At 46.2% G+C, this 15,663-nt stretch carries 10 protein-coding genes and 1 riboswitch; of the genes, 6 read left to right on the top strand and 4 right to left on the bottom strand.

Annotated features, from left to right (window positions below):
* The first annotated feature begins 108 nt into the window (after nt 1–108).
* The 3 genes from galU to Q1A70_RS04720 all read left to right on the top strand — a co-directional run bounded on the left by galU (nt 109) and on the right by Q1A70_RS04720 (nt 5,822).
* Entirely contained in the window at nt 109–981 is an 873-nt protein-coding gene (gene galU, locus Q1A70_RS04730; protein WP_299685789.1) for a UTP--glucose-1-phosphate uridylyltransferase GalU, read from the top strand.
* A 149-nt stretch (nt 982–1,130) separates the two neighbouring features.
* Nucleotides 1,131–3,968 carry an excinuclease ABC subunit UvrA gene (gene uvrA / locus Q1A70_RS04725; RefSeq protein WP_299685792.1) on the top strand — a complete coding sequence of 946 codons (2,838 nt, stop codon included), beginning with the start codon at nt 1,131–1,133 and terminating at the stop codon, nt 3,966–3,968.
* 90 nt (nt 3,969–4,058) lie between these two features.
* On the top strand, nt 4,059–5,822 hold the full coding sequence (locus tag Q1A70_RS04720; RefSeq protein WP_299685795.1) for a PglL family O-oligosaccharyltransferase: 1,764 nt from the start codon (nt 4,059–4,061) through the stop codon (nt 5,820–5,822).
* A gap of 107 nt (nt 5,823–5,929) precedes the next feature.
* Here Q1A70_RS04720 and Q1A70_RS04715 read toward each other — a convergent pair whose 3' ends face one another.
* The gene (locus Q1A70_RS04715; protein ID WP_299685798.1) at nt 5,930–7,069 is read right to left on the bottom strand and encodes an alanine--glyoxylate aminotransferase family protein; all 1,140 of its coding nucleotides are present in this window, start codon (nt 7,067–7,069) and stop codon (nt 5,930–5,932) included.
* A 176-nt stretch (nt 7,070–7,245) separates the two neighbouring features.
* Nucleotides 7,246–7,423, top strand: a riboswitch (Lysine riboswitch).
* A gap of 108 nt (nt 7,424–7,531) precedes the next feature.
* Between Q1A70_RS04715 and lysC the strand changes: the two genes are divergently transcribed.
* Nucleotides 7,532–8,899, top strand: a complete 1,368-nt coding sequence (lysC, locus tag Q1A70_RS04710) for a lysine-sensitive aspartokinase 3 (protein ID WP_299685801.1) — start codon at nt 7,532–7,534, stop codon at nt 8,897–8,899.
* A gap of 279 nt (nt 8,900–9,178) precedes the next feature.
* Here the strand turns inward: lysC and metH are convergent, their stop codons facing one another.
* Entirely contained in the window at nt 9,179–12,856 is a 3,678-nt protein-coding gene (metH, locus tag Q1A70_RS04705; protein ID WP_299685804.1) for a methionine synthase, read from the bottom strand.
* Nucleotides 12,857–13,025: 169 nt separating this feature from the next.
* Between metH and Q1A70_RS04700 the strand changes: the two genes are divergently transcribed.
* Nucleotides 13,026–14,306, top strand: coding sequence for a sodium:proton antiporter (locus Q1A70_RS04700; protein WP_299685807.1), 1,281 nt, complete (start codon nt 13,026–13,028; stop codon nt 14,304–14,306).
* A 289-nt stretch (nt 14,307–14,595) separates the two neighbouring features.
* Here the strand turns inward: Q1A70_RS04700 and Q1A70_RS20855 are convergent, their stop codons facing one another.
* On the bottom strand, nt 14,596–14,706 hold the full coding sequence (locus Q1A70_RS20855) for a winged helix-turn-helix domain-containing protein (RefSeq protein ID WP_363318231.1): 111 nt from the start codon (nt 14,704–14,706) through the stop codon (nt 14,596–14,598).
* A gap of 17 nt (nt 14,707–14,723) precedes the next feature.
* Nucleotides 14,724–14,996, bottom strand: a complete 273-nt coding sequence (locus Q1A70_RS04695) for a helix-turn-helix domain-containing protein (RefSeq protein WP_299696641.1) — start codon at nt 14,994–14,996, stop codon at nt 14,724–14,726.
* Nucleotides 14,997–15,317: 321 nt separating this feature from the next.
* Between Q1A70_RS04695 and Q1A70_RS04690 the strand changes: the two genes are divergently transcribed.
* Nucleotides 15,318–15,663 (top strand): helix-turn-helix domain-containing protein (locus Q1A70_RS04690; RefSeq protein WP_299696639.1); only part of this gene is annotated, 346 nt, incomplete at its 3' end.

Below are 15,663 nucleotides of genomic sequence, written 5' to 3'. Positions count from 1 at the left end.
GCAGGCGTATTGTTACTGATTTGTCGGTAAAACTTATGCTAGAGTTGCCCTCAGAAATATCAACGATTCAAGTTGAACTCATAATTATTATAGATAAAGGGTCTTATCATGATCAAAAAATGCCTTTTCCCGGCAGCTGGCTACGGTACACGTTTTTTACCAGCTACCAAGTCAATGCCGAAAGAGATGATGCCTGTCGTCAACAAGCCACTGATTGAGTACGGTGTCGAGGAAGCAATCGAGGCAGGTATGGACGGAATGTGTATTGTAACGGGGCGTGGTAAGCATTCGATCATGGACCACTTTGATAAGAACTACGAACTGGAACATCAGATCAGCGGTACCAATAAAGAAGACCTGCTAGTCAACATTCGTGAAACGATTGAAGCAGCAAACTTCACTTACATCCGCCAACGCGAGATGAAAGGTCTAGGTCACGCAATCCTAACAGGTCGCGAGCTCGTCGGTGATGAACCGTTCGCAGTGGTGCTTGCTGATGACCTTTGTGTCAACGAACAGCAGGGTGTGTTGGCTCAAATGGTTGCACTATACAAGCAGTTCCGCTGTTCCATCGTTGCAGTTCAAGAAGTACCCGCAGAAGAGACACATAAGTACGGTGTTATCTCTGGCGAAATGATCAAAGACGATCTTTTCCGTGTCGATGATATGGTAGAGAAACCAGAACAAGGTACAGCACCAAGCAACCTAGCGATCATTGGTCGTTATATTCTGACTCCAGATATCTTTGAGCTGATCGAACAGACTGAACCAGGTAAAGGCGGCGAGATCCAAATTACCGATGCATTGCTAAAACAGGCAAAAGCAGGCTGTGTATTGGCGTATAAATTTAAAGGCCAACGCTTTGACTGTGGCAGTGTTGAAGGCTACATCGAGGCAACCAACTACTGCTTTGAAAACCTATACAAAAAAGACCAAAAGCAAGTTGAGCTAAGTAAACACTCAACACAAAAAGAAGCATAACGACTCTCTAAGAAGTAACGTTTCGAATTTTAAAAGGGTGGCTCATTGAGCTGCCCTTTTTTGTTTACTGTTTTTTTATCCAGTAAAACTTTGCACAAATCTCACTCTATGTAATACTTTAGCCACTTAAAATTACATGGTCTATTGAGATGGATAAAATAGAAATAAGAGGCGCTCGTACGCATAACCTCAAAGACGTTAACCTAACCATTCCGCGTGACAAACTGACCGTCATTACCGGATTATCGGGATCAGGAAAGTCGTCACTTGCGTTTGATACCCTCTACGCCGAAGGGCAGCGACGCTACGTTGAATCTCTGTCTGCTTACGCTCGCCAGTTTCTATCTCTCATGGAAAAGCCCGATGTCGACCACATCGAAGGCCTGTCTCCGGCTATCTCAATCGAACAAAAATCAACGTCGCATAACCCTCGCTCAACCGTCGGCACCATCACGGAAGTCTATGACTACCTAAGGCTGCTTTACGCGCGCGTTGGCGAACCACGCTGTCCTGATCACAACATCCCTCTTGCGGCACAAACCATCAGCCAAATGGTCGATAAAGTGCTAGAGCTGCCTGAAGGCTCGAAGATGATGTTGATGGCTCCGATCGTCAAAGAGCGCAAGGGTGAACATGTTAAAACACTGGAAAACTTAGCTGCACAAGGCTTTATCCGTGCGCGCATTGATGGTGAAACCTGCGATCTCTCCGATCCTCCGACACTGGAACTGCATAAGAAACACACCATTGAAGTGGTGGTAGACAGGTTCAAGGTGCGCCCAGACCTTCAACAGCGTTTAGCCGAGTCATTCGAGACCACACTCGAGCTCTCTGGCGGTATTGCAGTCGTCGGTTGGATGGATGACACCGAGCAAGAAGAGATCGTATTCTCCGCTAATTTCGCTTGTCCAAAATGCGGCTACAGCATGCAGGAGCTTGAGCCACGCCTGTTTTCATTTAATAACCCAGCAGGTGCCTGTGGTACGTGTGATGGCCTTGGCGTTCAGCAGTATTTTGATCCAAGCCGAGTGATATTGGATGAAAACATCAGTATTGCTGAAGGTGCGATCAAAGGTTGGGATCAAAAGAACTACTACTATTTCCAGATGCTAACGTCGCTGTCTGAGCATTATGGTTTTGATCTGTATGCGCCATTTAACTCCCTGCCGAAAAAGACTCAAGAGATCATTCTAAAAGGATCAGGCCGTACTGAAGTGGAATTCAAGTACATCAATGACCGAGGTGATATTCGAGTTAAACGCCATCCATTTGAAGGGATTTTAAATACGCTTGAACGTCGTTATCGAGATACCGAATCCAACGCGGTGCGTGAAGATCTTGCTAAATACATCTCTACCAAGTCCTGCTCTAGCTGTAATGGTACGCGCCTGCGACTAGAGGCGCGCAATGTCTTCATTGGCGATACCACACTCCCAGAAATCGTTGAACTCAGCATTGCTGACGCACTTCAATTTTTCAAAGAATTGCAGTTAGACGGTCAGCGTGGACAAATCGCAGATAAAGTGATGAAAGAGATCAATGATCGCCTGCACTTCTTGGTCAACGTGGGCTTGAACTATCTCAACCTATCACGCAGCGCTGAGACATTGTCTGGTGGTGAAGCGCAACGCATTCGTCTTGCAAGCCAAATCGGCGCCGGGTTAGTTGGCGTTATGTATGTATTGGATGAGCCATCAATTGGCCTCCACCAGCGCGACAATGAGCGCCTACTGAAAACCTTGGTTCATCTGAGAGACTTAGGTAATACGGTACTTGTTGTGGAGCATGACGAAGATGCGATTCGCTGCGCGGACCATGTTATCGATATCGGCCCGGGCGCTGGCGTCCACGGTGGGCACGTGGTCGCAGAAGGCACCATGCAAGATATCATCGACAATCCGAACTCATTGACCGGGCAATACCTGAGCGGCGCTAAAGAAATTGCCGTACCAGAAAAGAGAACGCCTATCGACAAGAAAAAGGTTGTGGAGATCGTAGGAGCGACTGGCAACAACCTGAAAAATGTTACGGCAACCATTCCTGTGGGCTTATTCAGTTGCATTACCGGAGTCTCAGGATCAGGCAAGTCAACGCTGATCAACGATACCTTCTTTAAGGTTGCTCACACCCAACTAAACGGGGCAACCACAGCAATTCCGGCTCCCCATAAGAAGATTAAAGGGTTAGAGCATTTCGATAAGGTGATCGATATTGATCAAAGCCCAATCGGTCGTACACCAAGATCAAACCCGGCAACCTACACGGGGATCTTTACCCCGATCCGTGAATTATTCGCGGGCACACAAGAGTCACGCTCCCGTGGTTATAAACCGGGACGATTCAGCTTTAACGTACGCGGCGGACGCTGTGAAGCTTGTCAGGGGGATGGCGTTATCAAAGTAGAAATGCACTTTCTACCCGATGTGTATGTCCCCTGTGATGTGTGTAAAGGTAAGCGCTATAACCGTGAAACTCTAGAAGTTCGCTATAAGGGTAAAACCATTGATGAAGTGCTTGAGATGACCGTAGAAGATGCACGTGAGTTCTTTAATCCAGTGCCCGTGATTGCACGTAAACTGCAAACCCTAATGGACGTCGGCCTGTCTTACATTCGCTTAGGACAAGCGGCAACGACCCTCTCTGGTGGTGAAGCTCAACGTGTTAAATTGGCACGTGAGCTGTCGAAGCGCGATACAGGAAAAACCTTGTACATTCTCGATGAGCCAACGACTGGGCTTCATTTCCACGATATCCAACAACTGCTCACGGTATTACATCGACTGCGTGATCACGGCAACACGGTTGTGGTGATTGAGCATAATTTAGATGTGGTGAAAACAGCTGACTGGATCCTAGATCTCGGCCCAGAAGGCGGTCAAGGCGGCGGTGAAATCGTTGCTCAAGGCACACCTGAAGATGTGGCACTGGTCGAAGGTTCGCACACTGCCCGCTTCCTTAAGCCTATGTTAAACTTGAACTCGGTGTAAAATAGCACCCTGCGAACAGTAATAAAAATGTTAAAGTAACAGAGCTTGTTTCATAAGGAACAAGCTCTGTTTTTATAAGGTTAGGGATTTATGGCAACAATACATACTAGCGGCACCCAGCTAGAGAATCAGATCACTCCGCTACCACTCAACAAAGCCTTTCTCGGTTCATTAGCGGTCGTCTTCTTATTCGCGATGCATTTTTTTATGCCTAATCCAGGCGGCTCGGGCCTTGCTTTATCGTTTAACCCAACAACTTGGTTAGCGCTGAGTTTTACCTTAGCGATTGGCTTTTACCAGCTCGCCACCAATCGGGTGCTCAAGTATTCCAAGTTAACCGTTGGCTTATTGGTCAGCTGCATTATTATCACTCTGCCTATCTTATACAGTAATGCCGCACCTCAAGCCGCATCAGGTCGCTTACTGGGACTGTGGGCAGGCTTCGCCTTGTTTGTTGTGCTGCAGCAATTTAAATTCAGCAATAAACACAAGCAACGCATGTTATGGTTCATCGTACTCGCCGTCCTCATCCAAGCGCTGTTTGGTTATGTGCAATATTTTTGGTTAGAGCCTGGCAACCTATTTGGTTATAACAGCGAGGCAAATCGACCGTATGGGATCTTCCAACAACCCAATGTCATGGCAAGCTTCCTTGCGACAGGCTTTGTGCTTTCCGCTTATCTTTTAGCGAGGCAACCCACGAAATACGACCACAAGATTAGTGAATCATTCCTACTCTATTTGACGCCAACCTTAACCGTTCCATTACTGATCATCATTGCCTCTCGCACCGGGTGGTTAGCCGCTGTAATAGGGTTGATCTGCATCCTGCCTTACCTGTATAAATTTTCGACCCAGAAACGCTTTTACGGTTGGTGTGCTTCGGTTGCGGTTGGGGTTGTAATCGCATTTTCGGTGATCAATCTGAGTACGACCGATAGTCTCGCGAGTAAGCGAGCCCATCTAGAAAGCCCGCGCGCTTATACCTTTCCACAAACCTTAGACATGCTGATCGAGAAGCCTTTTACCGGTTACGGCTACGGCAAGTTTGAATCAGAATACACTCTATATACGGCTCGTCAGCATCAACTCAACCCGAGCTACCCCCCAGGGCTTCCTTCGATGGATCATCCACATAATGAGTTCTTATATTGGGGCGTGGAAGGTGGAATTGCGCCTATCATAGGTATTCTGATTGCAGCGATATTGGTGATGTCGCGCATAGCAAGTTCTGCAAAGGGAACGCGACTGGCACTGCTGGCACTGTTCATCCCAATCCTGCTGCACTCTCAGCTAGAGTATCCGTTTTACCATTCTGCAATTCATTGGATCACCTTTGTTATCTTGATTTACTGGGTCGATCAACGCGCGTCTCGTCACTATCAACAATCGTTTAGCATCATCAGTAAAACTCTGTTTCGGGTGATCAGTCTAGTGCTCCCGATCTTGGTCAGCGTTTATATGTTGAGCGCTCTGCATACCAACTATGTGCTGACTAAGTTTGAGCAATCCAAGCCGAAGAACCCGGACATTCTCAAGCAGGTAACCAATCCGGTAGTGTGGAAAGATCGCTATGATTGGGATATCTACAGTACCTACCTCAATATTGGTCTCTATAAAGCCGATACTAGCCTGATCCAGCCTTATATTGATTGGTCGCTAGAAATCATAAAAAGCAAGCCAAGACCCGCTTTCTACAGCAATCTAATTTTGGCGTATCAAGGGCTTAACGATGACAGTAAAGCCGAGCAAATTCGTCGAGAGGCGAGCTTCTTATTTCCAAACAAAGACTTTTCAAAGGTTCAGTATAAGAAAGTGTCACAAGCAGAGGATAACGTGTCGTCTGCTGAATAATGTTTAGGAGTCGCAGCACAAGCACCATTTAAATAGGTGCTTGGGGAAGAAACAAAAAAGCGCACGATCTCTCGTGCGCTTTTCTTTTTAATTTCAGTTCATTACCGCTATTTCAAAACATCTTTTAGCGCTTTCAGACACAAGGCGACATTCTCTTTGCGCGCCCCATAGCCCATTAAGCCAATGCGCCACGCTTTCCCCGCCAAAGAGCCCAGCCCGGCACCAATCTCAAGGTTATACTCTTCCAATAACTGAGTTCTGATTTTGGCTTCATCAATGCCTTCAGGGAAATACAGTGCATTAAGCTGCGGCAGACGGCTCTCTTCATCAACCACAAACTTCAAGCCTAACGCTTCTACGCCCTGCTTTAGCTCTTGATGCATCGCATGGTGACGAGACCAAGCATTGTCGAGACCTTCATTTTTCAGTAGCACCAGTGATTCATGCAGTGCGTAAAGGCTATTGACCGGAGCCGTATGGTGGTAACTGCGCTTGCCCTCACCACTCCAGTACCCCAATACTAGGCTCTGATCTAAGAACCAGCTTTGTACTGGTGCTTGGCGCGTCGTCATTTTATCAACAGCACGTTGAGAGAAGGTCACTGGCGATAGGCCCGGCACGCAAGAGAGACACTTTTGGCTTCCAGAATAAACCGCATCAAGCTGCCACTCATCCACCAGCAATGGCACACCACCAAGTGATGTCACTGCATCAACAATGGTTAACGCATCAAATTGGCGTGCGATGGCTGAGATCGCTTGAGCGTCAGATAATGCTCCGGTCGATGTTTCTGCATGGACAAATGCGACAGCGACGGCATCTGGGTTACCCGCGAGTGCCTTGGCAACCTTTTCGACTGAGACAGGTTTGCCCCATTCATCATCAACTAGGATTGCTTCACCCCCACAGCGCACCACATTCTCGCGCATTCGCTCACCGAAAACACCATTGCGACAAACGATTACCTTCTCACCGGGCTCAATCAGGTTAACAAAACAGGTTTCCATGCCTGCGCTGCCCGGAGCAGAGACGGCAATGGTAAATTCATTCTCAGTCTGGAAAGCATATTTAAGCAGCTGTTTAACCTCATCCATCATGGCAATAAACAGTGGATCGAGATGCCCAATGGTTGGGCGGCTTAGAGCCTGCAATACTTGAGGTGAAATATCAGAAGGGCCCGGTCCCATCAACGTGCGGTGAGGTGGGTAGAAGCTATCGATAGCAGAAGTGGTTGTGACATTAGACATATGCATCCCTGCGTTAATGGTATGGACATTCCACCCTAAAGCAAATCGAAGAGCTCAGCAATTCGCCACCGGTCTGACGGGCGAACCACTGTCACATAATTGTTAAAATTATTTTTTCAATTATCTCACGTTACGGATTGACATTATTGCTGCAAACACGTTCAATGAAACCGCTATCTAGCAGAAGAGGAGCACTGCCCAGGCAGGTGTTTTGTGGAACCGCATTTCCAATACAAAGCACTGATGGGGAGCAGTGCCGAGATAATAAAAGGATGCCGGACCTTTATTATCGGTTGAGTGGGCTGAATCCCTTCAACTGTCACCATTTCTATATGGTGAAGAGCTTCTGAGGTGACTATTCAAATCATTCCTCTCTTTTTGCTCTGAAACTCTCTTCGAAAAACATTGGACGTTGGGTTAACCAACCGTAATTTTATTTTAGGAAGTCGTGGGAGATATATCGTGAGTGCATCTAATGTAGCTGGTTCTTTTAATGTCGCTAAGTTTGGTGGAACAAGTGTTGCCAACTTTGAAGCAATGAGCCGTTGTGCTGCCATTATTGAAAACAACTCAAATACGAAACTAGTCGTAAGTAGTGCTTGTTCTGGCGTGACCAACTTGCTTGTAGAGCTCGCAAATGGAGTTCAAGACAAAGCTCGCCGCCAAGAATTGATGACGCAATTAGCCGACATTCATAACGCGATCCTTGACCAACTTGCTGACCCAATCAGCATCGAAAAAGAAGTTCATAGCATTCTTGATGATATCGCGAGCGCTGCTGAGGCCGCATCATTTCAAGCAAGCACCAAACTAACGGATCACCTGGTTGCGTGTGGCGAGCTGATGTCGACACATATCCTCGCGCAAATCCTACGAGAGCGCGGTACACCTGCCGTTCGCTTTGATATTAGAGAGGTACTGCGCACCAATGATGAGTTTGGTAAAGCAGAGCCACAACTTGTTGAGATTGCTGCTCTAGCGCAAGAAAAGCTGATTCCACTGTGCCAACAACAAGTGGTGGTGACGCAAGGCTTTATCGGTGCTGATAGCGAAGGCAACACCACGACTTTAGGCCGCGGTGGCAGTGATTACTCAGCGGCACTGATTGCCGAATCGGTACAAGCGATTGGCTTAGAGATCTGGACGGATGTTCCGGGTATCTATACTACCGATCCACGTATTGCACCTAAAGCTTCTCCTATCCCAGAGATCAGCTTCAGTGAAGCATCGGAAATGGCAAACTTCGGCGCGAAGATCTTGCACCCTTCGACTCTCGTTCCTGCACTGCGCCATCAAATTCCAGTATTTGTCGGTTCTTCAAAAGCGCCAGAATTAGGTGGAACTTGGATTCGCCAGCAAGTAGAAAGCTCTCCTCTATTCAGAGCCCTTGCCCTACGCTGCAACCAAACCATGGTTACGCTCCGTAGCGCTAACATGTTCCAGGCTTACGGTTTCCTTGCGAAAGTGTTCGAGATCCTTGCTAAACATAAGATTTCCGTCGATCTTATTACCACATCAGAGATCAGCGTTTCGCTTACGCTGGATCAAACGGATACATCAGGTGGCGCTCCTGAATTACCAGAAGCAGCGCGTATTGAGCTTGAAGAACTGTGTTCTGTCGATATTGAGCACGATCTATGCCTCGTTGCTCTTATTGGTAACAACATGAGCGAAAGCAAAGGCTATGCGAAGCAAGTATTCGGCACTCTAGAAGATTTCAATCTGCGTATGATTTGTTACGGGGCAAGTCCTCATAATCTGTGCTTCCTTCTGAATGAGTCTGTTTCTAAGCTAGCAATTCAGAAACTTCACCAAGAATTATTTGAATAGAAAGTCCGTTTATCATCGACAGATCAATAACTAGATCACACATACAAAAAGGGTTGCTATTTAGCAACCCTTTCTCTTTTTTACTTTACGAATCAAAGCTCGTTATAGCTAATACCAATCACAGTAAGTAAGTGATCAGAAATAGCGCAGGAAAAATGCTTGAGAACAAGGCGGGATTTTTCGATCAGTAGTTATTCTACAATCAAAAATTCTAACGCAGTTATCGAGCGTTTTAACAAGCTAGGGTGACCAGTTATTTACTACGATTGGTATAAAATGCTAGTTAATGTTTGGACCTAACCACTTCTCAGCTTCTAACATATCCCAGCCTTTACGATCGGCATAGCTATCCACTTGATCCTGTTGAATCTGTGCAATAGCAAAGTATCGAGCATCAGGGTGTGAGAAGTACATACCAGACACAGAAGCACCAGGCCACATCGCATAGCTCGACGTTAAGGACATATCAATCGCTTTTTCAACATCCATTAACTCCCACAACGTACCTTTCTCGGTATGCTCTGGGCAAGCAGGGTAACCTGGAGCAGGACGAATACCTTGGTATTTCTCACGAATCAAATCATCGTTCGATAAGTCTTCATCTGGCGAGTAACCCCAAATATCCTTTCTCACTTCTTTATGCAGGTATTCCGCGAACGCTTCGGCCAATCGGTCGGCAACCGCCTGAATCATGATAGCGTTGTAGTCATCACCATTGGCTTTGTACTCATCAGCCAGCTCGCGCTCACCAATCCCACCCGTTACCGCAAAGCCACCGATCCAGTCTGCTTTACCGCTCTCTTTAGGAGCAATGTAATCCGATAGGCAATAGTTAAAGCCTTTTGGTTTCTCTGTCTGTTGGCGAAGGTTATGTAGAACCTTCAATACCTCAGTTCGAGATTCATCGGTATACACTTCAATGTCATCACCGACACTGTTGGCAGGGAACATCGCACACATACCGCGAGCTTCAAGTAGTTTCTCTTTCTCCACACGGTCCAACAGATCGTTAGCGTCTTTGAATAAACGTTTCGCTTCTTCGCCCACTTCTTCATGCTCAAGAATCGCAGGGTACTTACCGACTAAAGACCACGTCATGAAGAATGGCGTCCAGTCGATGTACTGACGTAACGTCGCGACATCAAAATCATTGAAGATATGCACGCCCGGTTTCGCGGGTGCAGGTGGCGTATAAGCATCCCAATCGATAGCAACTTTATTCGCTCGTGCTCTTTCAAGTGTCACAGGCTTAGTGCGAGGCTTCTTACGATTATGTTGATCACGAACGCGATCATAATCGATATCCAACTTCTCGACGAACGCAGGTTTCAATTCATCAGAGAGAAGTGAGGTACACACACCCACAGCACGAGAGGCGTTGTTTACATACACTACTGGCTCAGAGTAGTTTTGCTCAATCTTCACCGCTGTGTGCGCTTTAGAGGTGGTTGCACCACCAATCAAAAGAGGAAGCTTAAAGCCTTGTCTTTCCATCTCTTTGGCAACGTGCACCATTTCATCAAGAGATGGTGTGATCAAACCAGACAAGCCGATAATGTCGACGTTCTCTTCTTTAGCGACCTTAAGAATCTTTTCACAAGAAACCATCACACCTAAGTCGATAATTTCGTAGTTATTACACTGCAAAACCACACCAACGATATTCTTACCAATATCGTGTACGTCGCCTTTAACGGTCGCTAACAGAATCTTACCGTTAGTCGCCCCCACTTCTTTGGATGCATTGATGAACGGTTCTAAGTGCGCAACCGCCTGCTTCATTACACGCGCAGACTTAACTACCTGTGGTAAGAACATCTTACCTTCACCAAATAGGTCACCTACCACGTTCATGCCGTCCATTAGGGGGCCTTCAATCACTTCAATTGGACGCGAGGCATTGACTCGAGCCTCTTCAGTATCTTCAACGATAAAGTCAGTGATACCTTTTACCAAAGAGTGCTCCAAACGCTTCTCGACAGGCCAGGTCCGCCATTCTAGAGCTGATTTATCTTCAACTTTACCAACGGCTCGCTCTAGGTACTCGGTTGCCATATCAAGCAAACGTTCCGTCGAATCGTCACGGCGGTTCAATACAACATCTTCAACAGCATCACGCAGATCTTCTGGAACGTTATCGTAAATTTCCAGCTGACCGGCGTTTACGATGCCCATATCCATACCGTGTTTAAAACAGTGGTATAGGAATACTGCGTGGATTGCTTCACGAACGTAGTTATTGCCACGGAACGAGAAGGACACATTCGACACTCCGCCCGAGATCATCGCATGCGGGAGATCGCGTTTGATGTCTGCTACCGCCTCAATGAAATCGACCGCATAGTTGTTATGCTCATCAATACCAGTCGCAACTGCGAAAATGTTTGGGTCAAAAATAATGTCTTCAGGTGGGAAGCCAACTTCATCAACCAGAATGTTGTAGGCATTAGTACAGATCTCTACTTTTCGTTCTCGAGTATCAGCTTGCCCAACCTCATCGAACGCCATCACGATCACTGCCGCACCATAACGGCGAACCAGCTTCGCTTGCTCAACAAACTTCTCTTTGCCCTCTTTTAGCGAGATAGAGTTAACGATACCTTTACCCTGAATGCACTTCAGGCCCGCTTCAATCACTTCCCATTTCGAAGAGTCAACCATCACGGGTACTTTCGATATTTCTGGTTCAGAAGCACATAGATTCAGGAACTTAACCATACACGCCTCAGCGTCTAGCATCCCTTCATCCATGTTGATATCGATGATCTGAGCGCCGTTCTCGACCTGCTCACGAGCCACACTCAACGCTTCATCATACAGCTCTTCTTTGATAAGGCGCTTAAAGCGAGCAGAACCAGTCACGTTGGTACGCTCACCCACGTTGACGAACAGTGACTCTTTCGCGATCGTCAGAGGTTCTAATCCAGAAAGACGACAAGAGACCGGCAAGTCAGGTAACCGGCGCGGTGTTACACCTTCAACGGCTTCGGCCATTTGGCGAATATGCTCGGGCGTGGTACCACAACAGCCACCAATTAGATTCAAGAAGCCGCTTTCCGCCCACTCCTTAACGTGTTCAGCCATCTCTTCAGGAGAAAGATCATACTCACCAAAAGCATTGGGTAAGCCAGCATTTGGGTGGGCAGAAACGAAACATTCCGAGATGCGAGACATTTCGCTGACATACTCTCGCAGCTCGTCAGGGCCCAGAGCACAGTTCAAGCCAAATGAAATAGGCTTAACATGGCGCAGTGCGTTATAGAATGCTTCCGTTGTTTGACCTGAAAGCGTACGACCGGATGCATCTGTGATGGTACCGGAGATCATCACTGGCAGAGTGATACCCACTTCTTCAAACACCGATTCAACCGCAAAAGCACACGCTTTCGCATTTAGGGTATCGAAGATAGTTTCGATAAGAATTAGGTCTGAACCACCTTTGATAAGTGCACGGGTCGACTCAGAGTAAGCCTCAACCAGCTCATCAAAGCTCACATTACGGTAACCAGGGTCATTAACATCTGGCGAGATAGAACAAGTACGGTTAGTTGGGCCTAATACACCGGCGACAAAGCGCGGTTTGTCAGGGGTCTTTGCGGTCCATTCATCAGCGGCTTGACGAGCCAACTTTGCCGCAGCGAAGTTAATCTCCTCACTCAGGCTTTCCATATCGTAGTCGGCCATCGCGATGGTTGTCGCATTAAAGGTGTTGGTTTCGAGGATGTCGGCCCCCGCTTCCAAATATTTTTCATGGATATCTTTGATAAGCTTGGGCTGGGTAAGTACCAAAAGATCATTGTTACCTTTTAAATCACTATGCCACTCAGAAAAGCGCTCACCACGATAATCGTACTCTTCTAATTTATAGTCCTGAATCATGGTGCCCATGCCACCATCGATCAGTAAAATTCGCTGCTTCAACAACGCGTCAATCTTTTGCCTTACATTACTTCCCACGATACAACCTCATTCCTTTAATTATCTCTCCATCCTACCACACATTAAAAAGGAGTCTAGACGTCTAAAAGTTAAATTGATTGACTAAGCCATGACAAAAAAGTGTTTGCTATTTATCCATCAGACAAGGAAAATTTATCTATATATTTTGTTACATATTGAGTGCCCAATGTCGATCTATCAAACCCTATGCTGCCTATCTGCTGTCGCTATGCTCATTGCATACGTAAATAACAAATTTGGTAAAATGCAGACAACCATCGCCATCACAGCTGGCTCAATGATGCTGTCTCTGCTCATTATTATTGCCGGGCAAAACAACTGGTTCCAATTAGCTGATTTCGCCTCGGAGACAATTGCGAAGATTGATTTTGAAGACTTCCTACTGAAAGGAATATTGGGATTTTTGCTGTTTGGTGGTGGTCTTGGGATTAAGTTGCCAAACTTAAAAGACCAAAAATGGGAGATCGCAGTACTTGCCTTAGGTGCCACGCTATTCTCCACATTCTTTGTTGGCTTTGCCCTCTACGGCTTCTGTCAGTTAATCGGTATTCAATTCGGCCTGATTTACTGCTTAATTTTCGGTGCACTGATATCGCCGACCGACCCAATAGCTGTGTTGGCCATCGTAAAGAAACTCGACGCTCCAAAACGCATTTCGACTCAAATCGAAGGGGAGTCATTGTTCAATGACGGTTTTGGTCTGGTCATTTTCACGACATTATTTGCTATCGCATTTGGAACAGAGACTCCTACCATCGGCAGTGTCGGTATGCTGTTTATCCAAGAAGCTATGGGCGGTATTGTCTACGGCTTGGTGCTGGGTTTAATTTTCCACTACTTGATTAGCAACACCAATAATCACTCGATGGAATTGTTGCTCACTATCGGCATTCCAACAACAGGCTATGCCTTGGCAGACCTACTCGGGGTGTCTGGCCCACTAGCCATGGTCGTTTCAGGGATCATGATTGGTAACTGGACAAGATTCACTGGCTTCTCAAAAGAGAGTGAAGACCACTTAGATCATTTCTGGGAATTAATCGACGAATTCTTAAATGGTCTGCTATTCCTGCTGATTGGTATGTCGATGCTGCTGTTCAAATTCCATCAAGAAGACTGGATTTTAATAGCCTTCGCTATCCCACTAGTACTAACGGCTCGCTATCTCAGTGTTTTCCTATCCTATATCGGATTTAAACGCTTTAGGAATTACAACCCACAGTCGACTAAGATCCTGACTTGGGGTGGCTTACGCGGTGGCTTAGCACTAGCGATGGCGCTTTCCATTCCTTCTGGTATCTGGGTGATTGAAGATAAGCTTATTGATGTTAAAGAGGTGATTCTGGTCATGACCTATGCGGTTGTTGTGTTCTCAATACTGGTTCAAGGCTCAACCATCACTCCTATGATAGAGAAAGCCAAACAAGCAGAGAAAGAGTTAGATTAACCTTTATAAAAACCAAAAAGGTCGCTTTATTAAGCGACCTTAATTATATGGCCCGCCTCACCCTCAAGTCCTACACTTCGAGTAGGCTCTCAGAATGAGAGAAATCATATGTCTTTATCTACACCTCAAGTCGCACTGTTTTAATAGTCGTACAACACGATACTTCCATATTAGGCAGTGATGATTGATTATAATATGAGAGCTATGACACGATTATACCAATTTAATTATTTAATTGGTCAGCTCAGTCCAACTTCGGTAGCACATAGATATAACCTTCTCAGTCGACTCACGAAAGCAACCTGAGTCCGAGTTTATGAAGGAGCCTGTAAATGTTGTGCACACCATACTTAACGTTGAACTGCTCTTCGATGTATGCAACAAAATCTTCTCGCTGCAATCGACCACCATCAGGCTTTATAGCTGATTCAGTGACATACTTTTTAAACTGCTCCAGTTGTTTTTGCTTAGGCTACAAGGGCGACCTGGATGATGTTTACCAGCTAAAGCATCCAAACCAAACTGCTGGTAAGTTGCCACCCAAGTATTAACACTTGTACGACTAACTTTGAGAATCCTTGCTATTTCAGTACGTGACATTCCATCCTCAAAATGAGAGACAGCCAAATAGCGTATGCGTAGTCTAGCGTTAGGTGTGGAACGGATCAGTTGAGGGAAATTAATGTCCATATAGTACCTCCGAGCAGAGTTACTCTTAGAGCAGAAATTTAATCAGATTGGTATTAGCAGAATCCGCTGCTCTGCCAATTGGCTAATTGATTAAGCGGCAAATGAAAAAGGCTCCAGTCTTTCGACTAGAGCCTTAGATATGGCAGGGGTGGAGAGATTCGCCCCCCCCAACACGCGCTGTTTTGGGTATTCGGGGAATCCGCTGCTCTGCCAATTGGCTAATTGATTAACCGAACAAAATGAAAAAGGCTCTAGCCTTTCGACTAGAGCCTTATACCAATCTAAGTAAAAATATGATCTAATTGAGGCTGTTACTTCTTCGTGAAAAAAGACGCTATGGACAGCCTCGATACAATTGATTTCAAAAAGCTTGCTAGCCAACAAAAATCTATTCAAATGAAGATGCGATTGCTCGCATTGGCCCACTTTAAAGATGGTCACTCTCGAACCCAAATTGCTAAGTTCCTTAAGGTAAGCAGAACTAGTGTGAATAAATGGGTACAAACATTCCTTGAAGAAGGGCTTGAAGGACTGCAAGAGAAACCAAGAACGGGCCGCCCAGCATTCCTCAATACTCAGCAACGTGAACAGCTAAGCCAGTTTATAAAGGCACGTGCCGAAGATTCATCTGGGGGGAGGTTAACAGGTACTGATATTCATGCTTATA

This window comes from uncultured Vibrio sp. (assembly GCF_947488985.1).
GTDB lineage: Bacteria > Pseudomonadota > Gammaproteobacteria > Enterobacterales > Vibrionaceae > Vibrio.
This window is presented reverse-complemented; position numbering and strand designations above follow the sequence as displayed.

What these genes read in the sequence shown, in the direction of transcription:
- galU (WP_299685789.1), top strand. Translation starts at nt 109, where the DNA reads ATGATCAAAAAATGCCTTTTCCCGGCAGCTGGCTACGGTACACGTTTT.
- Q1A70_RS04720 (WP_299685795.1), top strand. Translation starts at nt 4,059, where the DNA reads ATGGCAACAATACATACTAGCGGCACCCAGCTAGAGAATCAGATCACT.
- Q1A70_RS04695 (WP_299696641.1), bottom strand. Translation starts at nt 14,996, where the DNA reads ATGGACATTAATTTCCCTCAACTGATCCGTTCCACACCTAACGCTAGA.
- Q1A70_RS04700 (WP_299685807.1), top strand. Translation starts at nt 13,026, where the DNA reads ATGTCGATCTATCAAACCCTATGCTGCCTATCTGCTGTCGCTATGCTC.
- Q1A70_RS04715 (WP_299685798.1), bottom strand. Translation starts at nt 7,069, where the DNA reads ATGTCTAATGTCACAACCACTTCTGCTATCGATAGCTTCTACCCACCT.
- uvrA (WP_299685792.1), top strand. Translation starts at nt 1,131, where the DNA reads ATGGATAAAATAGAAATAAGAGGCGCTCGTACGCATAACCTCAAAGAC.